Source organism: Mesorhizobium hawassense (assembly GCF_003289945.1).
GTDB lineage: Bacteria > Pseudomonadota > Alphaproteobacteria > Rhizobiales > Rhizobiaceae > Mesorhizobium > Mesorhizobium hawassense.
The window spans coordinates 146,361-169,207 of record NZ_QMBP01000011.1 but is presented as its reverse complement, the minus strand read 5'-3'; the positions used below and the strand labels follow the sequence as shown (position 1 = coordinate 169,207).

General features: G+C 63.6%; 25 protein-coding genes. 18 read left to right on the top strand and 7 right to left on the bottom strand.

Annotation, left to right across the window (positions count from 1 at the left end; genetic code table 11):
• Positions 1-5: 5 nt before the first annotated feature.
• On the bottom strand, positions 6-947 hold the full coding sequence (locus DPM33_RS22280) for a glycosyltransferase (protein ID WP_112099586.1): 942 nt from the start codon (positions 945-947) through the stop codon (positions 6-8).
• A gap of 20 nt (positions 948-967) precedes the next feature.
• Positions 968-2,500, bottom strand: a complete 1,533-nt coding sequence (locus DPM33_RS22275; RefSeq protein ID WP_112099585.1) for an acyl-CoA carboxylase subunit beta — start codon at positions 2,498-2,500, stop codon at positions 968-970.
• Positions 2,501-2,893: 393 nt separating this feature from the next.
• Here DPM33_RS22275 and DPM33_RS22270 point away from each other — a divergent pair, with 393 nt between their 5' ends.
• Positions 2,894-4,351 (top strand): DEAD/DEAH box helicase, encoded by a 1,458-nt coding sequence (locus DPM33_RS22270; RefSeq protein ID WP_112099584.1) that lies wholly within the window; start codon positions 2,894-2,896, stop codon positions 4,349-4,351.
• 61 nt (positions 4,352-4,412) lie between these two features.
• Here DPM33_RS22270 and DPM33_RS22265 read toward each other — a convergent pair whose 3' ends face one another.
• Positions 4,413-5,402 carry an alpha/beta hydrolase gene (locus DPM33_RS22265; protein WP_112099583.1) on the bottom strand — a complete coding sequence of 330 codons (990 nt, stop codon included), beginning with the start codon at positions 5,400-5,402 and terminating at the stop codon, positions 4,413-4,415.
• A gap of 69 nt (positions 5,403-5,471) precedes the next feature.
• The gene (locus DPM33_RS22260; RefSeq protein WP_112099582.1) at positions 5,472-6,320 is read right to left on the bottom strand and encodes an SDR family oxidoreductase; all 849 of its coding nucleotides are present in this window, start codon (positions 6,318-6,320) and stop codon (positions 5,472-5,474) included.
• A 192-nt stretch (positions 6,321-6,512) separates the two neighbouring features.
• Here DPM33_RS22260 and DPM33_RS22255 point away from each other — a divergent pair, with 192 nt between their 5' ends.
• From DPM33_RS22255 to DPM33_RS22230, 6 genes are all read left to right on the top strand, one after another.
• Positions 6,513-7,547, top strand: a complete 1,035-nt coding sequence (locus DPM33_RS22255) for a cysteine synthase A (protein WP_112099633.1) — start codon at positions 6,513-6,515, stop codon at positions 7,545-7,547.
• On the top strand, positions 7,547-8,290 hold the full coding sequence (locus DPM33_RS22250) for an alanyl-tRNA editing protein (RefSeq protein WP_112099634.1): 744 nt from the start codon (positions 7,547-7,549) through the stop codon (positions 8,288-8,290). Before DPM33_RS22255 ends, DPM33_RS22250 begins: the two co-directional genes overlap by 1 nt.
• A gap of 25 nt (positions 8,291-8,315) precedes the next feature.
• Positions 8,316-9,167 carry a 3-mercaptopyruvate sulfurtransferase gene (sseA, locus tag DPM33_RS22245; protein WP_112099581.1) on the top strand — a complete coding sequence of 284 codons (852 nt, stop codon included), beginning with the start codon at positions 8,316-8,318 and terminating at the stop codon, positions 9,165-9,167.
• Positions 9,167-9,730 (top strand): GNAT family N-acetyltransferase, encoded by a 564-nt coding sequence (locus tag DPM33_RS22240; protein WP_112099580.1) that lies wholly within the window; start codon positions 9,167-9,169, stop codon positions 9,728-9,730. Before sseA ends, DPM33_RS22240 begins: the two co-directional genes overlap by 1 nt.
• Before the next feature lie 104 nt (positions 9,731-9,834).
• A complete protein-coding gene (locus DPM33_RS22235) occupies positions 9,835-10,392 on the top strand; it encodes an OmpA family protein (protein ID WP_112099579.1) in 558 nt (185 codons plus the stop codon).
• A gap of 145 nt (positions 10,393-10,537) precedes the next feature.
• Positions 10,538-11,005 carry a DUF1203 domain-containing protein gene (locus DPM33_RS22230; protein ID WP_112099578.1) on the top strand — a complete coding sequence of 156 codons (468 nt, stop codon included), beginning with the start codon at positions 10,538-10,540 and terminating at the stop codon, positions 11,003-11,005.
• Between the two features lie 442 nt (positions 11,006-11,447).
• On the opposite strand, the gene ald is transcribed toward DPM33_RS22230, so the two are convergent.
• Positions 11,448-12,563, bottom strand: coding sequence for an alanine dehydrogenase (ald, locus tag DPM33_RS22225; RefSeq protein ID WP_112099577.1), 1,116 nt, complete (start codon positions 12,561-12,563; stop codon positions 11,448-11,450).
• A gap of 201 nt (positions 12,564-12,764) precedes the next feature.
• On the opposite strand from ald, the gene DPM33_RS22220 reads away from it, so the two are divergent.
• Positions 12,765-13,238 (top strand): Lrp/AsnC family transcriptional regulator, encoded by a 474-nt coding sequence (locus tag DPM33_RS22220; protein WP_040994689.1) that lies wholly within the window; start codon positions 12,765-12,767, stop codon positions 13,236-13,238.
• Here the strand turns inward: DPM33_RS22220 and DPM33_RS22215 are convergent.
• The gene (locus tag DPM33_RS22215; protein WP_112099576.1) at positions 13,235-13,891 is read right to left on the bottom strand and encodes a 5-formyltetrahydrofolate cyclo-ligase; all 657 of its coding nucleotides are present in this window, start codon (positions 13,889-13,891) and stop codon (positions 13,235-13,237) included. The two genes, DPM33_RS22220 and DPM33_RS22215, sit on opposite strands and share 4 nt — an antisense overlap.
• 173 nt (positions 13,892-14,064) lie before the next feature.
• Here DPM33_RS22215 and DPM33_RS22210 point away from each other — a divergent pair, with 173 nt between their 5' ends.
• From DPM33_RS22210 to DPM33_RS22180, 8 genes are all read left to right on the top strand, one after another.
• Complete coding sequence (locus tag DPM33_RS22210) at positions 14,065-15,330, top strand: NAD(P)/FAD-dependent oxidoreductase (RefSeq protein WP_112099575.1); 1,266 nt, start codon at positions 14,065-14,067, stop codon at positions 15,328-15,330.
• 130 nt (positions 15,331-15,460) lie between these two features.
• Positions 15,461-17,449 carry a bifunctional 2',3'-cyclic-nucleotide 2'-phosphodiesterase/3'-nucleotidase gene (locus tag DPM33_RS22205; RefSeq protein WP_112099574.1) on the top strand — a complete coding sequence of 663 codons (1,989 nt, stop codon included), beginning with the start codon at positions 15,461-15,463 and terminating at the stop codon, positions 17,447-17,449.
• A 185-nt stretch (positions 17,450-17,634) separates the two neighbouring features.
• Positions 17,635-17,763: a hypothetical protein gene (locus DPM33_RS37480; RefSeq protein WP_281004805.1), complete on the top strand. Its 129-nt coding sequence runs from the start codon at positions 17,635-17,637 to the stop codon at positions 17,761-17,763.
• Positions 17,764-17,865: 102 nt separating this feature from the next.
• Positions 17,866-18,156 carry a Dabb family protein gene (locus DPM33_RS22200; protein ID WP_112099573.1) on the top strand — a complete coding sequence of 97 codons (291 nt, stop codon included), beginning with the start codon at positions 17,866-17,868 and terminating at the stop codon, positions 18,154-18,156.
• Between the two features lie 70 nt (positions 18,157-18,226).
• Complete coding sequence (locus tag DPM33_RS22195; RefSeq protein ID WP_112099572.1) at positions 18,227-19,102, top strand: VOC family protein; 876 nt, start codon at positions 18,227-18,229, stop codon at positions 19,100-19,102.
• Entirely contained in the window at positions 19,099-19,944 is an 846-nt protein-coding gene (gene kdsA, locus DPM33_RS22190) for a 3-deoxy-8-phosphooctulonate synthase (RefSeq protein WP_112099571.1), read from the top strand. Before DPM33_RS22195 ends, kdsA begins: the two co-directional genes overlap by 4 nt.
• Positions 19,945-20,041: 97 nt before the next feature.
• Positions 20,042-20,248, top strand: a complete 207-nt coding sequence (locus tag DPM33_RS22185; RefSeq protein WP_112099570.1) for a dodecin family protein — start codon at positions 20,042-20,044, stop codon at positions 20,246-20,248.
• Between the two features lie 70 nt (positions 20,249-20,318).
• Entirely contained in the window at positions 20,319-20,684 is a 366-nt protein-coding gene (locus DPM33_RS22180) for a PRC-barrel domain-containing protein (RefSeq protein WP_112099569.1), read from the top strand.
• A gap of 64 nt (positions 20,685-20,748) precedes the next feature.
• Here DPM33_RS22180 and DPM33_RS37475 read toward each other — a convergent pair whose 3' ends face one another.
• Entirely contained in the window at positions 20,749-20,871 is a 123-nt protein-coding gene (locus DPM33_RS37475) for a hypothetical protein (RefSeq protein WP_281004804.1), read from the bottom strand.
• A 200-nt stretch (positions 20,872-21,071) separates the two neighbouring features.
• Between DPM33_RS37475 and eno the strand changes: the two genes are divergently transcribed.
• Together eno and DPM33_RS22170 are read left to right on the top strand one after the other, a co-directional pair.
• The gene (eno, locus tag DPM33_RS22175) at positions 21,072-22,346 is read left to right on the top strand and encodes a phosphopyruvate hydratase (protein ID WP_112099568.1); all 1,275 of its coding nucleotides are present in this window, start codon (positions 21,072-21,074) and stop codon (positions 22,344-22,346) included.
• 156 nt (positions 22,347-22,502) lie between these two features.
• Entirely contained in the window at positions 22,503-22,826 is a 324-nt protein-coding gene (locus DPM33_RS22170; protein ID WP_112099567.1) for an FtsB family cell division protein, read from the top strand.
• Positions 22,827-22,847: the final 21 nt, after the last annotated feature.

Here is a 22,847-nt window from a genome sequence, read left to right as displayed (position 1 = left end):
ATTTGTCACGGAAGCGCTTCGCCATCAAGGATGCGGGCATAGAGTTCCAGATAGGCCTTCGCTGTCTTCTCGATCGGAAACCTGTCGGCGGCCGACTGGCGGCATCGTTGCGCCGGCAGGCTTCCGATCTCGGCAAAACCGCGCCCGAACTCCTCGTCGGTCTCAAAGAAGCGGCCGGTATCCGCATCGACGGTCTCTACGAGCGCGCCGCGCGGTGTGGTGAGCACGGGCGTGCCGCACAGCATGGCTTCGACCTGCGCCATGCCGAAAGGCTCTTCCCATGAGATCGGGTTGAGGAATGCCTTCGATTCCCCCAGCAGGCGCAACTTATCCCGGCCGTCGACCATGCCGTGAAAGCGGTAGCGGGCGGAAAGGCTCTTGAAGAACACGCCCTCGCGGCGCGTCTTGCTGCGACCGAGCAGCTTCCAGCGCGAACCGCCGGCGATATCGAGCGTGAAGTCGAATTTTTTGGCAAGGTCCACCGCCCGGTTCAGCCCCTTTCCGGCGCGCGCGATGGCCGCCATGAAGAACAGGTGATCGTTCTTCGACGGCGCCAGCCGGTAAGCATCCACCGGAAAGCCGTTATAGACGAAGGTCTTGCGGCCATGCAGTTCGGCGTGGCGGGCGCTGAGGAAGTTCCAGTTGGGCTGCGGCCGCGGATAGTCCGGAAGATGGCCGTGCTCGGTGTTGAGCGTCGGGAAGGGGACCTCGACCTTCCAGGCGTGCAGGTTGACGATCTGCGTATCGCGCGGGATCGCCGCCCGGCATTCGGCATCGCTGACGGCATGCCTGACCTCGCACATCGGATGCGACGATCCCGGCGCGGCGATCAGGACGACATGGTGCCCGAGCCTGACCAGTTCGGTGACCAGCCATTCGACCTGGCGCTGCGTGCCGCCATACCCCTTGGCTGGAATAAGGCTCTGGGCTGCAAGGGTTATGCGCATTTCTCGCCGGCGCAGCTTTCTCACAATGGGATGTTGTCGTGCTTCTTCCAGGGATTCTGCATGTCCTTGTTGCGCAGCATGCGCAGCGCGCGCGCCACGCGGCGCCGGGTCGAATGCGGCATGATCACCTCGTCGACATAGCCGCGTTCGGCGGCGACGAAGGGTGACAGGAAGCGATCCTCGTAAACCTTTGTATGGGCTGCGATTTTCTCCGCATCGCCGATATCCTTGCGGTAGATGATCTCGACCGCGCCCCTGGCGCCCATCACCGCGATCTGCGCCGTCGGCCAGGCATAATTCATGTCGCCGCGCAGATGCTTTGACGCCATGACGTCATAAGCGCCGCCATAGGCCTTGCGTGTGATGACGGTGATCTTCGGCACGGTCGCCTCGGCATAGGCGAAGAGCAGCTTGGCGCCGTGCTTGATCAGCCCGCCATATTCCTGCGCGGTGCCCGGCAGGAAGCCCGGCACATCGACGAAGGTGACGATGGGAATGGAAAAACAGTCGCAGAAGCGCACGAAGCGCGCCGCCTTGCGGCTGGCGTCGGAATCGAGCACGCCGGCCAGCACCATCGGCTGGTTGGCGACGAAGCCGACCGTGCGGCCCTCGACGCGCCCGAACCCGGTGACGATGTTTTTCGCAAAGCTCTGCTGGATCTCGAAGAAATCGCCTTCGTCGACGACCTTCAGGATCAACTCCTTGATGTCGTAGGGCTTGTTGGCATTGTCTGGGATCAGCCGGTCGAGCGACAGGTCGTGGTCCGTCACCGACTGGTAGCACTCGATCTCGGGGATCTCGGCCGTGTTCGACGCCGGCAGCAGGTCGACCAGCCGCCGCATCTGCAACAGCGCCTCCACGTCGTTGTCATAGGCGCCGTCGGCGATCGAGGATTTGGTGGTGTGGACGGAAGCGCCGCCGAGGCTTTCGGCGGTCACCGTCTCGTTGGTCACCGTCTTCACCACGTCCGGCCCGGTGACGAACATGTAGGAGGTGTCGCGCACCATGAAGATGAAATCGGTCATGGCGGGCGAATAGACGTCACCGCCGGCGCAAGGACCCATGATCAGCGAGATCTGCGGAATGACGCCGGAGGCCAGCACGTTGCGCTGGAAGATCTCGGCATAGCCGCCGAGCGCCGCCACCCCTTCCTGGATGCGCGCCCCGCCGGCGTCGTAGAGGCCGATGATCGGCGCGCGATTGCGCAGCGCCATCTCCTGAACCTTGATGACCTTTTCGGCATGCGCTTCCGACAGCGAGCCGCCGAACACGGTGAAATCCTTGGCGAAGATATAGACCGGGCGCCCGTTGACCGTGCCCCAGCCGGTGACGACGCCGTCGCCGGCGATCTTGGTCCTTTCCATGCCGAAATCGGTCGAGCGGTGCTCGACATACATGTCGAACTCTTCGAACGAACCCTCGTCGAGGAAGATCTCGATGCGCTCGCGGGCGGTCAGCTTGCCCTTCTTGTGCTGCGCCTCGATACGGTCCTTGCCGCCGCCCATGCGGGCGATTTCGCGACGGCGCTCGAGTTCCTTCAGCACGTCTTTCATCGCTGGTTCCCCAAAACGGATAAATAATTTGTGGTAATGGCGAGGGCAGGGCAGCGCAAGCGTCCTTGTTTTGCTGCATTGCAGCATGGCCTCTTGCATTTCGGCGCGGACTCGGCCATATGCGGCGGTATAGGCGCTTGGGCCGGCTCGTCCGGCTTTCTCCACGCATGAGACTGGTTGCGTCTGTTTTCCCTCTTTCCGGTATGTCGGCCTCGGTCGATCGGCAAGACGGCGAAAAAGCCCCGGGGCATGAAGTCCGCGGGCACGACAGCGCAGCCGTGCGGACACTCCTGTCCGCCGCCTTGTCGTTTCCTGATGATTTGTTTCGACGGCAGGTTGCGCCCCGCCGCCATTGACGTTTGCGGCGATTGCGCCGCTTGAAAGAAGATAGATTTGACCAACGAAAACACTCTCCCCGGTAACGATGCAGGGGAACTCTCCGGTTTCGCAGCCCTTGGCATCAGCGGCGCGTTGCTGAAGGCCACTGCCGCCGCGGGCTTCACCGAGCCAAAGCCGATCCAGGTGCAGGCGATCCCGCCGCAGCTGGAGGGCCGCGACATTTTCGGTATCGCCCAGACCGGTTCGGGCAAGACGGCTGCCTTCGCGCTGCCGATCCTGTCGAAGATCATCGGCCTCGGCACCAAGCGCCGGCCTAGGACGGCGCGCGCGCTGATCCTGGCGCCGACGCGCGAACTCGCCGTGCAGATCGAGGACACCATCAAGCTGCTCGCCAAGGGCGCGCACATCTCGACGGCGCTCGTTCTGGGCGGCGTCTCGCGCTTCAGCCAGGTCAAGAAGATCGGCCCCGGCGTCGACGTCTTGATCGCCACGCCTGGGCGGTTGACCGACCTGGTGCGCGAAGGCGACCTCATCCTTGCCGACACCAAATGGCTCGTCCTCGACGAGGGTGACCGCATGCTCGACATGGGCTTCATCAACGACGTCAAGCGCATCGCCAAGGCGACCGCGCCGGATCGCCAGACGGCGCTGTTCTCGGCCACCATGCCGGATGAGATCGCCGAGCTCGCCAAGGGGCTGCTCAAGAACCCAGTCCGCATCGAGGTCGCGCCGCAGAGCACGGCCGCGGCCGAGATCGTGCAGAGCGTGGTGCTCGCCCGGACCAAGCAGAAGCGCCAGGTGCTGTCCAAGATGCTGGCCGACGAAGCGATGCACTCGGTGATCGTGTTCTCGCGTACCAAGCATGGCGCCGACCGCGTCACCAAGGACCTTGCCCGCGACGGCTTCGAAGCTGCGGTCATCCATGGCAACAAGTCGCAGAACGCCCGCCAGAAGGCGCTCAACGATTTCCGCGACGGCTCGGTCCGCATCCTGGTCGCGACCGATATCGCCGCGCGCGGCATCGACGTGCCCGGCATCAGCCATGTCGTGAATTTCGACCTGCCGGACGAGGCGGAAAGCTATGTCCACCGCATTGGCCGCACCGGCCGCAACGGCAGGGACGGCATCGCGATCACGCTTTGCGATCCCTCGGAGAACGCCAAGCTGCGGCAGGTCGAGCGGATCATCCGCATGAAGCTGCCGGTCGTCGCCGATCATCTAGGCAGTCCTGATCCGCAGCGTGACCCGAGGGAAAAGACCGAGCGCCATTTCGAGCCGGTCAACGACCGCGAGCATCATGGCGGACGCCGCGACGGTCGCCGTCCGGGCAACGGCGGCGACATGAAGCGTTTCGGTGCCAAGCCGAATGGCGAGCGCGGGCCGAAGCCGCAGGGCGAACGCCCGGCGGCGGCCAAGCCGAATGGCTCGGGCAAGCCCGACGGCTTCAAGCGCTTCAAGGGCAACAACAAGCGCCGCTTCGGCGGCAAGCGCCCGGCGAACCGGGCTGCCTGAGCCGATCAAGGCTGATCGAAGTAAAGAAACGGCCGGAGCATAGCTCCGGCCGTTTCTCGTTTCACTGGCCTGACTGCTGCTGCATCAGCGCCTTTACCCAGACCACGATACGCTCCGTAAGAAAGGGCGTGGTCTGCGGCGACAGGACGTCGCCCACGATCACGTGGCTGTCCGGATCGCCGTTGTCGTCGACCGGCACCAGCTCACGCGGACCGCCCCAGCGCCCGGCGATCTCGCGAGTACGGTCGGGCCGCACCACCTTGTCGGAATCCGAGAAGATGAACAGGGCAGGGATTTTTGCCTTCTCGACCGGCGCGGCATAGGCGAGCTCGGTAAGCGCGGCCATCGGCAGCACCGCCTTCATGGGATATTTGGTGGTCCAGAACTTTTCGTGCAGCGCGTTGCGCGCCGGGAAGCTGCGCTCCTTGCCGCCGATAAGCTCGGCGAGCTGGCCGCCCCAGGGCATGGTCAGCAACTCGGCCCCGGATGCCTTGACGCCGAAATTCGGCGATATGAACGCGATTGCCGCGACATCGTCCGAGGCGCCCGGCTGCGTCGCGGCCCATGCGGCCAGCGAGCCGCCGGTCGAGGTGCCGATGACGATGACCTTGTCGCCGATGGCGCGCCCGATGGCCAAGGCCTCCTCATAGTCGTTGATCCAGGCATTGACGCTACCTTCAGCCATCGCCGCGCCGTCCTGGCCGTGACCGGTCAGGCGTGTGTAGAAGAGGTTGGCGTTCAGTTCGTCCGCGACATCGTCCGGCAGGGGGCGAACCTCGCCCTTCGAGGCGGAGAAGCCATGGATGTAGACGATGGCCAAAGGCGTCTTGGCATGGACCATCGGGTTGGCCCAGATGATCTCCTTGTCGAGCCCGTCGCGGATGTTGGGCACGGCAGCCTCTTCGCGTGCCAGATAGGCCTGCGGATCGTCGCCGATCACCGACGGATCGAAACGGATCGTCGTGTCGGCCCGCACGCGCGGGCCGAGGAAGAAGCCAGCGACCAGGATGACGACAAGGCAAAGCACTGCAAACACGATCCGTCGCCCCATCGCAGTCTCCAGGTAATGATTCTCAACCTATGGCCGTCCCCGCCGGCGGGCAATCGCCGTTTCGCCGGCTTACGTCGTCTTGTCGCGGGACGGATCTTTTTCGCCAGGCAGCCTGCGATCGAAATGCAGCGGTCGCCCCCACCATTTGGTGGTGTGCCCGATGACGAAGCGGCAGATCGGCCGCGGCAAGAGGCCAAGCAGCTTCAACGGCCAGCTTATGTGGTAGGGGAAGGTAACTTCGAAGCCGCCCTTCCTGATGCCGCGCGCCATGCGGCGCGACGCGCGATGCACGGGCATCAGGCCCGGCATGGGCAGTTTGTTCTTTTCCGTCAGCGGCGTGTCGACGAACCCCGGATTGATCACCTGAACGCGGATGTTGAGCTTGTCGAAATCGTATTTGAGCGACTCCGCCAGGATGTTGATCGCGGCCTTGGTGCCGCCATAGGCCGCCGTGGTCGGCCAGCCGGAATAGGCGGTGACCGATCCGACCAGGACGACATGGCCGCGTCCCCGCACGCGCATGTGGTCGACGACAGGCACCACGCCGTTGACGATGCCGAAATAGTTCACGGCGAAGGAGCGGTGGAAATCGCGCACCACCAGATTTTCGCCGGGGGTGGCGATGTAGTTGCCGGCGTTGAACACGGCAAGCACGATCGGTCCCATTTGCTCCTCGATCGCGGCGGCCGTTCGTGCCATGCCGGCCTCGTCGGTGACGTCACAGGGAAAGGACTTCACATGCCCGGGCATTTGCGCCGTTTCGACGATCAGCGTGTCGGCCGGATCTTCCGGCAGGGAGGTCACCGCGACGGCATAGCCCTGATTGGCGAGATCCTTGGCCAGCGCGCGGCCGAGGCCGCTGCTGCCGCCCGTGATCCAGGCGACACCGTCCTTCGGATTGGCCCGGTAGAGTGTCATGCGATGCCCTGCGAATGTTCGGGCCTGCTCTAGCGGTGAAGAAAACGAATGAAAAGAGCGGTTCTTGCGCCCGGTGTTGAAATGATCGCGAGCACAGCAGCATCAGAAATGCGACTGGACCAGGCAAAATCTTGCCTTGAAACCGCGGCGTCCGGTTTTTAGGGTCTCGCCGCACACTTGAAGGAATCCTGCATGCCCCGTTCTGTGATCGAAGCGATCGGCAACACGCCCCTGATCCGGCTCAACAAGGCCTCGGAGGCGACCGGCTGTGAGATTCTCGGCAAGGCCGAATTCATGAATCCGGGGCAGTCGGTCAAGGATCGGGCCGGCCTGTTCATCATCCGCGACGCCGAACAGCGCGGGCTGCTCAAGCCCGGCGGGCTCATCGTCGAAGGCACGGCAGGCAACACCGGCATCGGTTTGACCTTGGTTGCCAAGGCGCTCGGCTACCGCACCGTGATCGTCATCCCCGACACCCAGAGCCAGGAGAAGAAGGACACGATCAAGCTGCTCGGTGCCGAGCTGATCGAAGTGCCGGCCGTGCCTTACAGGAACCCCAACAATTACGTGAAGCTGTCCGGCCGCCTTGCCGACCAGCTGGCGCGCGCGGAACCGAACGGCGCGATCTGGGCCAACCAGTTCGACAATGTCGCCAACCGCGACGGCCATGTCCGCACGACCGCGCAGGAGATCTGGGCGCAGACCGGCGGCAAGGTCGATGGTTTCGTCTCGGCCGTCGGCTCCGGCGGCACGCTCGCCGGCGTCGCGATCGGGCTCAAGGGCAAGAGCAAGGACGTCAAGATCGCGCTCGCCGATCCGCTGGGCGCCGCGCTCTACAGTTTCTACACCAGCGGCGAATTGAAATCCGACGGCAGCTCGATCACCGAAGGCATCGGCCAGGGCCGCATCACCGCCAATCTCGAAGGCTTCACGCCGGATTTCTCCTACCAGATCCCGGACGAGGAAGCCTTGCCGATCATCTTCGACCTGATCCAGGAAGAGGGGCTCTGCGTCGGCGGCTCGACCGGCATCAACATCGCCGGCGCCATCCGGCTGGCGCGCGAGCTCGGCCCTGGCCATACCATTGTGACAATCCTCGCGGACTACGGCACGCGCTACCAGTCCAAGCTCTTCAATCCGGAGTTTCTGCGTGGCAAGAACCTTCCGGTGCCGGGCTGGATGGAAGAGAAGACCGACATTTCGGTGCCGTTCGAAAAGGTGGCATGATGATGCAAAAGACCGAGGCGCTGTTTCGCGACGACGCTTATCAGAGCACGGCGGAGGCCGAGGTCGTGGCGATCAACGAGCGCGGCGGCATCCTGCTCGACCGCACGATCTTCTACGCCACGTCGGGCGGCCAGCCGGGCGATACCGGTATGTTCGAGCGGGCCGACGGTGGCCGCATCGCCATCGCCGCCACCATCACGGGCGAGACCAAGGACGAGATCATCCACGTGCCGGCTCCGGAGCAGGCGCTGCCCGTAGTCGGCGAAAGGCTGAATCTTCTCATCGACTGGGAGCGGCGGCACCTTCTGATGCGCATGCATTCGGCCTGCCACCTCTTGACCGTTGTCTGTCCGTTTCCGATCACCGGCGCGGCGGTCGCCGAGGACGACAGCCGCGTCGACTTCGACATTCCCGATGCCGGCTTCAGCAAGGAGGACGTGACGGCGCGGTTGATGGAGCTGGTGCGCGCCGACCATCCGATCTTCACCCGGCTGATCACCGACGAGGAGCTCGCCGCCAATCCCGGCCTGGTCAAATCGAAAAACGTCCGCCCGCCCGTCGGCACCGGTAAGATCCGCCTGGTCTGCATCGGCGACAACGGTTCGATCGACAGCCAGCCTTGCGGCGGCACGCATGTGAAGTCGACCGGCGAGGTCGGCGAGATCCATATCGGCAAGATCGAGAAGAAAGGCCGCGAGAACCGGCGCTTCCGTATCCGCTTCGGGCCGATGCCAGCGAACTGAAGCGAAGCGGGGCAGGGAGAACAGAATGGCGCAGGACAGTCCTTTCATCGTCGACGCCGACTGGCTGCAGAAGCAGCTTGGCGAGCCCGGCCTCGCCATTATCGATGCCTCCTGGTATCTGCCGGCGCAAAAGCGCGACGCCCGCGCCGAGTACGACGCCGCCCATATCCCCGGCGCGCGCTTCCTCGACCAGGATGCCGTCTCGGATCCGCGGTCCGGACTGCCGCACACCTTGGCGTCGCCTCGGGATTTCGCCCAATATGTCGGCGCTATGGGCGTTTCAGCCGACGACACCATCGTCGTCTATGATGGGCCGGGCCTGTTCTCGGCGCCGCGCGCTTGGTGGATGTTCCGGGTCATGGGCGTCTTCCAGGTCTACATACTGAACGGCGGCTTCGATCGCTGGAGGGCCGAGGGCCGACCCGTGACAGCAGAGCCGACAAGGATCGCGCCCAACATCTTCCATGCCGACTTCGATGCGGGCCGCGTCGTCAGCCTCGACGAAATGCGCAGGATCGTCGACAGGCGGGAGAGCCAGATCGCCGATGCCCGCTCCGCCGGCCGCTTTGCCGGAACCGATCCGGAGCCGCGCCCGGGTGTCCGTTCGGGTCATATGCCGGGCGCGCACAATGTCCCGATCACGGTGCTTGCCGAAAATGGCGAGCTGCTGCCCAAGGATCGCCTGCGCAAGGTGATCGAGGAAGCAGGCATCGACCTCTCGAAGCCGGTCGTCACCTCCTGCGGCTCGGGCATTACGGCCGCGGCGATCACGTTGGCGCTGGAGACGCTCGGCCATGCCGACAACCGGCTTTACGACGGTTCCTGGACAGAGTGGGGCGGTCTCAGCGACACGCCGGTGGTTACGGGGAAAGAATGATGGAAAACGGCGCGATGCAAGATATCGACGTCACGGTCACGTTCCTGGAGATGCATGCCGCGCCGGCGGTTTCGCCGCCGATCCCCTACAACCGCCCGATCGCGCTGTTGAAGACCAAGGATATCCCGCTCCATTTCTACCGCTATCTGATGGATCGCGTCGGACGCAAATGGCACTGGGTCAATGTGCTGAGGCTAAGCGACGAGGAGCTTGCCGCCGGCCTGCACCGCGAGGACCGCGACATCAGGGTCCTCTATCTCGACGGCGCTCCCGCAGGCTTCTTCGACCTCAAGCCGCATCTGCCGGACGAAGTGGAGCTCGCCTATTTCGGCATGATGGAGCATGCGCACGGCCAGGGCATTGGCCGCTGGTTCCTCGGCGCCGCGATCTCGGCGGCCTGGGCGCATGGCCCAAGGCGCGTCACCGTGCAAACCTGCACGCTCGACCATCCGGCGGCGCTTCCGCTCTATCAGAAACTCGGCTTCACGCCGGTGGCACAGAAAAAGGAAGTCGTGCATCCACTGACCTTCGCCGAGCGCTCGGCCAGCGTCATGCGAGCCTAGAGCCTTGGAATCGCTCGGCGCCTGAACATTCCATTCATCGCCGCTTCAGACTGTCTTTGCCATTGTCCGGCCCGCATAACGAGGCCGAGCTTTAGGAGAAAGACATGTTGACCCGACGTACATTTACCATGGCCGTGATTGCGGCAATTGCCATGCCGAGCCTGGCATCCGCGCAGGCGACCACGCCTTCGGCGGCGACCATCGAGCGCCAGCTCGACGCCGCTCCCAGGAAGAAGCTGCGTCCCAATGAGCGTGTCACCGTTCGCGAATTCAAGCGTCGGCCGGACCTGCGGCGCATGGCGCGATCGATCGACATTCAGTCGATCAATTTCGAATTCGGCTCCGCCGCCATTGCCCCCTCGCAATACGGCAAGGTCGAAATCATCGCCGACGCGCTCCATCGCATCCTGCGCCGCGACCGCGGCGCGCGGATCCTGATCGAGGGCCACACCGACGCAGTTGGCTCGTTCGAATCGAACCAGGTCCTGTCCGAACGCCGCGCCGCCTCCCTGAAGCGGACATTGGTGGGTGAGTTCGGCGTGCCCGCCTACGCATTGGACACTGTCGGCTACGGCGAGGAATTCCTGCTCGTGCCGACCCAGCAGGAAAACTGGCGCAACCGCCGGGTGACGCTGCGCCGCTTCGACGACTTCGTACGGTAGCGCCCAGGTCGACAATGCCCATATTGAGAGCCCGGTTGTTCGAAGCTGCCGAGCTTTTTTTGGTATGCAGGCCGCTAGTCAGGAATCGGGTGGGCGCGGCCATGGCCGCGGCATAATTTCCGGACATCGCCACCGGAGATTTGCCATGAGCATCCAGTTCAAAGCCTTGCCGACCGAAGCCGTGCGCGCCTTGCAGCGGGGAGGGCCTGATGCCTATGGCCGCACCCCTGAGCACAGCATTTCCGACGGCGACGGCGTGCCTTGCAGGCACTGCATGAAGAACGTTGCCGCCGGTGAGGGCTATCTGATCGTCGCCTACCGGCCGTTCCCGGAGCTGCAGCCCTATGCCGAAACCGGCCCGCTCTTCCTGCATGCGGAGGAATGCGAACGCGCCGTGGAGGGGGATGCGCTGCCCGAGATGCTCGAAAGCAGCGACTACATCGTCAGGGGCTATGGCAGGGATGACCGCATCGTATATGGCAGCGGCGCCGTCACGCCGACAGGCGACATAGCCGCTCGTGCCGAAACGCTGTTTGGACGCGACGACATCGCCTACATCCACGTCCGCTCGGCCCGGAACAATTGCTATCAATGTCGCATCGAGCGGGCCTGATCCCAAACCGGCATGACCCAAAAAGAAGCCCGCCGATGGGCAGGCGGGCCGTTGGAGGGTCTGACAGAAGCTGTCGGCCAGTGCTGCCAGGCCGGAATTGTCCGAAACCGGCAAGCAGCACAGACCGCCAGTAGCACTGCGTGTCTAGGCATCTTTCCCGCCGGGCGAATGTGAAGCATTTCACACACCCACGCATAGCGGCCGGAAGATAGGTTCGAGGCCTTCCAAGACTGTCGTATTCTCGTCGTACTACTACGCTAAGAAGTAACCGTTGATGATTTGTCGACCGCGGATGGACCGGCGGCAGATCGCAACACCGAGGAAGCGGGGCTTTTGCTCCGCTTTTTTGTTGCCCGGATTTCCTTCCGTAGCCTTGTTCCGCGCAAGAAAAAGCCCGCCGGAATGAACCGGCGGGCGTGTCGGGAGGAGTTCTTGCCGGATATCAGGCGGCAAGCACCGCCTTCGGCTCGACCATTTCGTAGCCGAGCGCCTCGGCGACGGCGCGGTTGGTGATCTTGCCCTTGTGGACGTTGAGGCCGTTGCGCAAATGATGGTCGTCGACCAGTGCCTTGAGGCCCTTGTCGGCGAGTTGCAGGCCGTAATGCAGCGTCGCGTTGTTGAGCGCGTGCGCCGAGGTGACCGGCACGGCGCCGGGCATGTTGGCGACGCAGTAGTGGATGACGCCGTCGACCTCATAGGTCGGCTCGGCATGGGTCGTGGCATGCGAGGTCTCGAAGCAGCCGCCCTGGTCGATCGCGACGTCGACCAGCACCGAGCCCTTCTTCATGCCGGTGAGCATTTCGCGGGTGACGAGCTTGGGCGCCGCGGCGCCCGGGATCAGCACCGCGCCGACGACGATGTCGGCCGAGAAGCATTCGTCTTCCAGCGCCTCGACGGTCGAATAGCGGGTGTGCACGCGGCCGCCAAAAATGTCGTCGAGCTGGCGCAGGCGCGGGATCGAACGGTCGATGATGGTGACGTCGGCGCCGAGGCCAACCGCCATCTTGGCCGCATGCAGACCGACGACGCCGCCGCCAAGCACGGTGACCTTGCCGGGCAGCACGCCGGGCACGCCGCCAAGCAGTACGCCACGGCCGCCATTGGCCTTCTGCAGCGCGGTCGCGCCGGCCTGGATCGACAGGCGGCCGGCGACTTCCGACATCGGCGCCAGCAGCGGCAAGCCGCCGCGGTCGTCGGTCACGGTCTCATAAGCGACCGCGGTGACGCCTGAACCGAGAAGACCCTTGGTCTGCTCCGGATCCGGAGCCAGGTGGAGATAGGTGTAGAGGATCTGGCCATCGCGCAGCTGCACCCATTCATTGGGCTGCGGCTCCTTGACCTTGACGATCATGTCCGACTTCGCAAACACGTCCGCCGCGGTCTTGGCGATGGTCGCGCCGGCGGCGCGATAGGCGTTGTCGTCGGCGCCGATGCCGGCGCCCGCACCCGTCTCGACCAGCACTTCGTGGCCATGCGCGACATATTCGCGGACCGAACCGGGCGTCAGGCCGACGCGATATTCATGGTTCTTGATTTCCTTGGGGCAGCCGACACGCATTTTCTTCTCCTGTGCGCGCCCTTCGAGGGGCGCTCTCCCTGTCACTCGCGCGTGCCGGCAACTCCGGATGCGGAGGCGACACGCAATAACCGCAGTCAACCATGAATCGTTCCGCATGTGTTTGCGAATGCACTTGCGGCAGCGGTCGCTCTTCGATAATCGTTGCGCAAAATGCCAGGAAATTCGCAGGAACCACGAAAAATGCCGCTCGACAGGATTGATATCGCCATTCTGGAGACTTTGCAGAAGGATGGCCGGATACCCAACGCGGCGCTTGCCGAGAAGGTCGGCCTTTCGCAATCGGCCTGTTCGCGCAGGCTCGACAATCTCGAAAAGTCCGGAACCATCCGCGGCTATCACGCACGGCTTTCCAACAGCGCGCTCGGCCACCAGATGACGGCGATCGTGCACATATCGCTGTCGGGGCAATTCGAAAAGACGCTGTCGGATTTCGAGGCGGCGATCAAGCGCTGCCCGAACGTGCTCTCCTGCCATCTGATGTCGGGCGAATATGATTACATCCTGCGCATCGCGGCCAAGGATCTCGTGGACTATGAACGGATCCACAAGGAATGGCTGTCGGCCATGCCGCATGTCACGAAGATCAACTCGTCCTTCGCGCTGCGCGAGATCGTCGATCGCACGGCGGTCGGGCTGCGGCCAGAGATGGCTTAGACGCTGGCCTCGGTCACCACCTCGCTCATCGGAATGTCGTGCGGCTGCGGATAGATGGTCGGGATGCGCTGCAATTCGTAGCCGACGCCGATGACGAGCGGCCTGAACGGCATCGCCGCCAGCGTGCGGTCGAAAAAGCCGCCGCCATAGCCAAGCCGATAGTTGCGGGGATCAATGCCGACGATCGGGGAAATCACGATGTCGGGCAGCACCGGATCACCCTCGGCCGGGATGGGGATGTTCCAGACGCCTTTTTCCAGCCGCTCGCCCGGCCTATAGGCGCGAAACACCAGCGGGTGCCCCTTCTCGATGACGACAGGCAGCGCCGTGCGACCGCCGCGCTCGTTGATCGCGGCCATCCAGCCGCGCAAATCCGGCTCGCCGCGGAATGGCCAGTAGAGGCTGACCATCCGCCCGACTATCTGTCCGATCAGCGCATCGAGACCGTCGGCAATGCGCGCCGACATTGCGGTCCGCGCGTCGGCAGAAACGGCAAGGCGGGCATTGATGAGCCGCTCGCGCTCGGCCTTGCGCCATCGCCGGACATCCGTCCAGTCGGAAAGCGGCTCCCGGCATTCCGGATCGAGTTCGTGCATGAAGCAGGGCGGTGAGGCGTATTGCGCCGGTCCTTCATCGTCGCGGTTGTCCGCCATGCTTGGCTCCTGTCGTGGTGTCACACGCTATACCCGCGGTAGCACACGTTACATGTGCAATCACGACGCCGCGCGACGACTCTGGGGCATGTTTCCAACCCGGCAAGGCGTTGTTGCGGTGCACAAAAATACCTACATCTTTGTGGTAGTTTCACTTCGCGAGGTGGGATGAAATGAGCGAAACCACGCATCATGTCGTTGTCGTCGGCGCCGGATTCGGCGGCCTCGAACTCACCCGCGCGCTGGCCGGGGCTCCGGTGCGCATCACCATGATCGACAAGCGCAATCACCATCTTTTCCAGCCGCTGCTCTACCAGGTGGCGACGACGTCGCTGGCAACCTCGGAGGTTGCCTGGCCGATCCGTCATCTGCTGCGCAGGCGCAAGGACGTGACGACGCTTCTCGGCAATGTCACCGGCGTCGACCGCGCCGGCAAACGCGTGTTGCTCGAGGACGGCGACTCTATTCCCTACGACACGCTGGTTCTCGCCACCGGTGCGCGCCACGCCTATTTCGGCCATGACGAGTGGGAGCCGTTCGCGCCGGGCCTGAAGACGCTCGAGGATGCCACGACGATTCGCCGCCGCATCCTGCTCGCCTTCGAGCAGGCCGAGCGCGAAACCGAGCCGGCCAGGCGCCAGGCGCTGCTGACGCTGGTCATCGTCGGCGGTGGACCGACCGGCGTCGAACTCGCCGGCACTATCGTCGAGCTGGCGCACGACACCTTGCGCGGCGAGTTTCGCAACATCGATATGCGGCAGGCGCGCGTCGTGTTGATCGAGGCCGGCGACCGGATCCTCGCCAATTTCGCCCCGAAGCTGTCGGCCTATGCGCAAAGGGCGCTGGAGCGGCTCGGCGTCACCGTCGAGCTCGGGCACCCGGTCACCAAACTCGATGCCGAAGGCGTCGTCTTCGGCGACAAGCGCCTGCCGGCAAGGACGATCATCTGGGCCGCCGGCGTTGCCGCCTCGCCGGCAGCCGAGTGGCTGGGCGCTTCGGCCGATCGGGCGGGCAGGGTGCTGGTCGAGCCCGACCTCACCGTGCCAGGCAGTCCCGATATCTTCGTCATTGGGGACACCGCACTAGTCTTGCGGCCGGATGGCAAGCCGGTGCCGGGCGTGGCGCCCTCGGCCAAGCAAGAGGGCAAGCATGTCGCCGCGACGATCAAGGCGCGGCTTGCCGGCGACACCGCGACGCGGCCTTTCCAATACCGCCATGCTGGTGATCTGGCGACTATCGGCAAGCGCGCCGCCGCGATCGACTTCGGCTGGATCAAACTCACCGGCTGGCTCGCCTGGTGGCTCTGGGGCATAGCCCACATCTATTTCCTGATCGATTTCCGCAACCGCCTGGCGGTCTCGCTTAGCTGGCTATGGATTTATCTCACGGGGCAGCGCAGCGCCCGGCTGATCACGCAAGGCGACGACGACAAGAGCTGACGAACCCCGTTCATCGACACGTCACCTTGTCGTGATCGAAACGCCTCCAGCGCACATGGACTCAACGTGCCTTCAACGCCATGCTCCGGCTTGGGGCAGGGGTTGCAGCATTGTCCAACAGGAGAACACGATGTCACGACTGCCAGCCGCTCCCAGTGAATTCTCCCGCCGCGAGTTCCTGGCCGGCGTTGCTGCCGGCGGCGCGCTGATCATGCGGCACCCATTCTCCGCCCTTGCCGCGACCAACCAGGCGCATCTCAGGATCATGGAGACGACCGACATCCATGTGAACCTGCTGCCCTACGATTACTACGCCGACAAAGCGAACGACACGATGGGCCTGTCGCGCACCGCCTCGCTGATCGACGCCGTGCGCAAGGAAGCCACCAATTCCATGCTGATCGACAATGGCGACCTCCTGCAGGGCAGCCCGATGGGCGACTATGTCGCCTATGAGCAGGGCATGAAGGATGGTGACCTGCACCCGGTCATGAAGGGCATGAACCTGCTCGGCTACGAATGCTCGACGCTCGGCAACCACGAATTCAACTACGGCCTGTCCTTCCTCGACAAGGTTTTGGCCGGCGCCAATTTCCCCTTCGTGTGCGCGAACCTGATCCGCGGCACCACGCTTGCCACCAACCCGCGCGACGACAAGCTCTATCTCAAGCCCTATGTGATCTTCGACAAGAAGATCAAGGACGGCTCTGGCGCCGAGCAGCCGATCCGGATCGGCGTCATCGGCTTCGTGCCGCCGCAGATCATGGTCTGGGACCTGAAGAACCTCGAAGGCAACGTCCAGACGCGCGACATCGTCGAGGCGGCCAGGGCATGGGTGCCGCAAATGAGGGAAGAGGGCGCCGATATCGTCATCGCGCTCTCGCATTCCGGCATCGACATCAAGCAGGGCGACAAGATGGAAAATGCCTCCTTCTTCGTCGCCGGCGTCGAGGGCATTGATGCTGTCTTCACCGGACACCAGCACCTAGTCTTCCCCGGAAAGAAGGATTTCCAGTCGCTTCAAGGCGTCGACACCGAGAAGGGCACGCTGCAGGGCAAGCCGGCGGTGATGGGCGGTTTCTGGGGTTCGCATATGGGTCTGATCGACCTGCTTCTGGAGCGCGACGGCTCGAAATGGCGGGTCGTCTCGGCCACCTCCGAGGCACGGCCGATCTATGAGCGTGTCGACAACAAGAACAAGGCGAAGGTCGGCGACGACAAGCGTATCATCGCCGCACTCGAGCAGGACCATCAGGCGACCCTTGCCTATGTCCGCCGCCCGGTCGGCAAGACATCGGCGCCGCTCTATTCCTATTTCGCTCTGGTCGCCGACGATCCGTCCGTGCAGATCGTCAACCAGGCCCAGAGTTGGTACCTCAAGGACATATTGAAGAGCACTGAGTGGAAGGACGTGCCGCTGCTGTCGGCGGCAGCACCTTTCAAGGCCGGCGGCCGCAACGGCGCCGACTACTACACCGACGTTCCCGTCGGCGATATCGCCATCAAGAACGTCGCTGACCTCTACCTCTATCCGAACACGGTGCGCGCGGTCGAAATCACCGGTGCCGAGGTGAAGGAATGGCTGGAGATGTCAGCCGGTATCTTCAATCATATCGACCCGGGCAAACCGGATCAGCCCCTGATCAACACCGACTTCCCGTCCTACAATTTCGATGTCATCGACGGCGTCACCTACAGGATCGACCTGTCGCAGCCGCCGAAATACGATGCCAAGGGCGGCATCGCCAACGCCGGTTCAAACCGAATCGTCGATCTGAAATTCGACGGAAAAGCCATTGATCCGGCAGCGAAATTCGTCGTTGCCACAAACAATTACCGCGCCGGCGGCGGCGGCAACTTCCCCGACATCAACGCTTCGAAGATCATCTATGAGGCGCCGGACACCAACCGCGACGTGATCGTGCGCTACGTCGTAAGCCAGGGCACGATCAATCCGTCGGCGGACGGCAACTGGTCGTTCACGCCTCTGCCCGGCACCAGCGTCGTCTTCGAAACCGGACCGAAGGCCAAGGATTTCATCGCCGAAGTGAAATCCCTGAAGATCGAGCCTGCCGGCGATGGCGAGGCAGGCTTTGCCAAATACCGCATCACGCTTTGATTGGGCGCTGTCGGGCTGCCGATCGCGGTTTCATCATGTCGCCTCACGAACGTATGGCTCCGCCTTGCGGGGCGGGGACGGGCGCCGTTAACGGAAAAGTCGCCGTTTCGCAAAAAGCAGTGAACTGGAAGGATCGCAGCCGCCGCCACTCTGGTTCCGGCCGCTCGCATGCGATAGTTTTAGCCATGCGTTATGTAATCGTCATCGCCGCCATCACCTTCTTCCTGTTCTGGGACGGCCTCTACAATCATGGCCACTACCTCGACGTGACCGTACGCGAGGTGTCGCACATCGTGCGATACGTCACCGGGTAAGGTCCCGCCGGTTTCGCATGGCGGGCGCGACATCGTTGCCGGTTGACGCCCAGGCGTTGCTCCCACAAAAACACCGCTGAATCGACGATCAGGGAGGCTGGATTGATCCGGCACATCGTTTTCTTCAGCGTGCGGCGCAAGGAAGATGTCGGGGCCGTCCGCTCGGGCCTGCTGGCGCTCGGCAAGATCCCGCATTCGAAGCATTTCGAAGTCACGCTCAACACCAAGGTCGATCTGTTCTCAAACGCGATCGACGTGGTCGTCTATGCCGAATTCGAGGACGAGGCAGCCCTTGCCGCTTACAAGGCGCATCCGATTTATGCCGATACGACCAGCAAGGTGAAACCGCTGCGCGAACTGCGCTATTCGGCGGATGTCGTAGCCGCCGCTTGAGCCGCCACAGCGCCATCTGTCGGCCCGCTGCTCTTGAACCGCCGGCCGGAATGGGGCACACCGCGCCGGCATGATCAAAACATCAGCCCACCCGCTCGATCATCTGGTGCTGCCGGTACGCAGCCTCGACGTCGCGCGAACCCGTCTGGCCTCGCTCGGTTTTGTCGTCGCGCCGACCGGCGTCCATCCTTTCGGAACCGAGAACGCTTGCGTCTTTTTCGTCGACGGCACCTATCTGGAGCCACTGGCGGTTGGCAATGGAGCCATTACCGAGCAGGCGATCGGCTCGGGCAATGTCTTCGTCGCACGCGACCGCATCTATCGCGACAGACTGGGTGATGACGGTTTTTCCGCCGTCTCCCTCGGGACGGGCAACGCCGATTCCGACCACGCCCGCTATCTTCAAGCCGGCCTTTCGGCCGGCGATATGCTGAGCTTCTCGCGCGCCTTCACCGATCCAAACGGCAAGAGCGACACGGCGTCGTTCAAGCTCGCCTTCGCATCGGGCAAGGAGACAATGGATGCCTTCCTCTTTGCCACTGAGCGCGTCAACGCGCCGAACATCGACCGCTCGGCGCTGCAGGCCCATGCCAATGGCGTGATCGGCATCGTCGAAATCGTCGCCGTCAGCGACAGACCTGCCGCGCAATTCCCTCTGATCTCGATCGCTGCCGGCGCGGAAGGTGCCGACAGCGACGCGGTCCGTTTGCCGAATGCAAGCCTCACCGTCCTGACGCCCGACGGCTACACCTCCCGCTTCGGCGTGCCGGCCGCGCCGTCGCAGCATTTGCGTTTGCAGGCCATCGTATTCTCGATCCGCGACAAAGCGGCCACGGCCCGCCTGCTTGCAGCCAGCGCCATCGATCACGACATGACCGGCAATGATATCGTCGTTGCGCCGGCGCCCGGGCAGGGCGCCGCCTTCATCTTCCGGGAGATCCCATGAGCAAGCCCCTGGCGCCCAATGCATCGGTAACCGTCGGCAAGGTCGTCTTCGCCAACAATGCGCCGCTGTCGCTGATTGCCGGCCCGTGCCAGCTTGAATCGCGCCAGCACGCTTTCGACATGGCCGGCGCGCTGAAGGAACTGACCGGGCGGCTGGGCATCGGCCTCGTCTACAAGACCAGCTACGACAAGGCCAACCGTACCTCGCTGTCGGCGACGCGCGGCGCCGGCCTCGATGCGGCGATGCCGATCTTCGACGATCTGCGCAAGGAGTTCGGCCTTTCGGTGCTGACCGACGTCCACACCGAAGAGCAGTGCGCGATCGTCGCGCCGCATGTCGATGTCCTGCAGATCCCCGCCTTCCTGTCGCGCCAGACCGACATGCTGGTCGCTGCAGCCAGGACCGGCAAGGTCATCAACGTCAAGAAGGGCCAGTTCCTCGCGCCCTGGGACATGAAAAACGTGGTCGCCAAGATCACCGGTTCCGGCAACCCCAACGTGCTCACCACCGAGCGCGGCGCCTCCTTTGGCTACAACACGCTGGTCTCGGACATGCGCGCGCTGCCGATCATGGCCGAGATCGGCGCCCCGGTGATCTTCGACGCCACCCATTCCGTGCAGCAACCAGGCGGGCAGGGCGGTTCGTCCGGCGGCGAGCGGCGCTTCGTCGAGACGCTGGCGCGCGCGGCGGTTGCGGTCGGCGTCGCCGGCGTCTTCATCGAAACCCATCAGGACCCGGACAACTCGACGTCTTCCGACGGTCCCAACATGGTTCCGCTGACGGACATGCCGGCACTGCTGGAAAAGCTGATGGCCTTCGACCGCATCGCCAAGGGGCACTGATCCCGGCCGGATCCAACGAATCCTGCGCCGGCTTGTGGTTGCAATGAGCCGGCGCTACGCTCGTTTTCGTAACTGAGCGTCTTGGCAGGAGGAAGCCATGTCCGTTGCCCGCGTCACCGAGATCACGTCGTCGTCCAAGAAGAGCTTTCAGGATGCCATCGAGAAGGGCATCGCGCGCGCCGCAAAAACCCTGAAGAACGTCGAGGGCGCCTGGATCCAGGACCAGAAGATCGTCGTCGAGGATGGCAAGATCGCCGCTTACCGGGTCAATATGAAGGTCACCTTCATCCTCACCGACAACTAAGCCGCAAGCCGGAACCTTCGTCCGCGCCCCTCATTGTCACCGTATCGCAACGACAAAGAGGAGCACCACCATGACCACCCCGTCCGGGCACACCGAAGCCATTGCCGCCTCGCGCGTCATCGGCACGTCTGTCTACAACACCGCGGGCAACAGCATCGGCAGCATCGAGGACGTCATGCTCGACAAGATGTCGAACGGCATCATGTTCGCCGTGATCGGCTTCGGCGGCTTCCTTGGCATGGGCGAGAAGTACCACGCCGTTCCGTGGGCGACCCTAGACTATGACGAGGATCGAGGCGGGTACGTCGTGCCGTTCACCAAGGAGCAGTTGCAGGCCGCGCCGGCATACTCGATCGAGGAACTGACCGGTTCCGACGGCGAAGCCGCCCGCGATGCTTCATTCCAGTACTACCATGTGAAGCCCTATTGGCATTGACCGCTCGATCGGCACACTGAAAACGTCAAAGGCCCCGGACAAGCCGGGGCCTTTGACGTTTGAACTACTCCGCCGCGTAGAGCGGTGACAGCTCCATCGAGCTCTGCTGGGGCTTCTGGCTGTCGCAGGACGTCAGGAACGCCGCCGCGATCAGGAACAAACTCACGATACCGCTCAACTGGGACATGGCGAAACTCCTCCTGTTTCGCCCCGCGCGAACGCGACCATAGATGAGAAGGCCGCGCGGCGCGCATGACTTATGATGACAGAAATTTGCGCTTCGTGAATCCTGCCCGCGGCAATAATTGCGGCACCGCCGATTGCCTTTTGCTCCGCTTTGGCTAAGAGGGGCGCGACGCTTCAATCGATCAATCGGGGACATCGCAAATGACCGCCATCATCGACATTGTCGGGCGTGAAATCCTGGACAGCCGTGGCAATCCGACCGTCGAGGTCGACGTGGTGCTGGAGGACGGCTCGATGGGCCGCGCCGCCGTGCCGTCGGGCGCATCGACCGGCGCGCATGAGGCGGTCGAACTGCGTGACGGCGGGCCGCGTTACCTCGGCAAGGGCGTCCAGCGCGCCGTCGAGGCCGTGAATGGCGAACTGTTCGAGGCGATCGGCGGCATGGAAGCCGAGAACCAGATCCATATCGACCAGACGATGATCGAGCTCGACGGCACGCCGAACAAGAGCCGCCTCGGCGCCAACGCCATCCTCGGCGTGTCGCTGGCGGTCGCCAAGGCTGCCGCGGAAGCCGCCGGGCTGCCGCTCTACCGCTATGTCGGCGGCGCCAAGGCGCACGTCCTGCCGGTGCCGATGATGAACATCATCAATGGCGGCGCGCATGCCGACAACCCGATCGACTTCCAGGAATTCATGATCCTGCCGATCGGCGCGCCGACGCTGCGCGACGGCGTGCGCTGGGGTTCGGAAATCTTCCACACGCTGCGCAAGAAGCTGAAGGATGCCGGCCACAACACCAATGTCGGCGACGAGGGCGGTTTCGCCCCCAATTTGAAGAGCGCGCCGTCGGCGCTCGATTTCATCATGGAATCGATCGAGAAGGCCGGCTTCAAGCCCGGCGAGGACGTGGCGCTCGGCCTCGACTGCGCCGCGACAGAGTTCTTCAAGGACGGCAACTACGTCTATGAGGGCGAGAAGAAGACCCGCGACCCGAAGGCGCAGGCCAGATACCTCGCCAAGCTCGCCTCCGATTATCCGATCATCACCATCGAGGACGGCCTTGCCGAGGACGACTGGGAAGGCTGGAAGATCCTGACCGACCTGATCGGCAAGAAGACCCAGCTCGTCGGCGACGATCTCTTCGTCACCAACACGGCCCGCCTTCGCGACGGCATCCGCATGGGCGTCGCCAACTCGATCCTGGTCAAGGTCAACCAGATCGGCTCGCTGACCGAAACGCTCGACGCCGTCGAGACCGCGCACAAGGCCGGCTACACCGCCGTCATGTCGCACCGCTCGGGCGAAACCGAGGATTCGACCATCGCCGACCTCGCCGTCGCCACCAATTGCGGACAGATCAAGACCGGCTCGCTGTCGCGCTCGGACCGCATGGCCAAGTACAACCAGCTCATCCGCATCGAGGAAGAGCTCGGCAGGCAGGCGCGCTACGCCGGCAAGTCGGTGGTCAAGGGCTGATCCAGCCTGGTCGAACGGTTCGAAAGGGGCGGGTCATTCCCGCCCTTTTTCGTTTTCGGAGATGCCTGATCAGGCCACCCGTAACCGTCCATTAAGCACAATCGGGCGAAATACGACTCATGGCCGCTTGCGTTCGCGGCCGCGAGGGTTCGGGTTATGTGGACACGTCAGCACAAGCAGAGAAACACCGGCAGGCTGATCATCCCCTCGCTCTGCGTGCTCTTCCTGGCCTATTTCGGCTTCCACGCCTATCACGGCGAATTCGGCATCTATTCCAAGTACCGGCTTGAAGCCCGCAAGGTCGAACTGCAGGCGCAGCTCGATGCCGTCAAGGCGCGCCGGGTCGACTTCGAGCGTCGCGTCCAACTGATGCATGAAGGCACGCTGGAGAAGGATATGCTTGACGAGCAGGCTCGAAAGGCGCTCAATCTGTCCCAGCCCGACGAAATCACCATCATGCTTCCCGCACCGACGAAATAACCGAATTCCGGTTAATCGTTG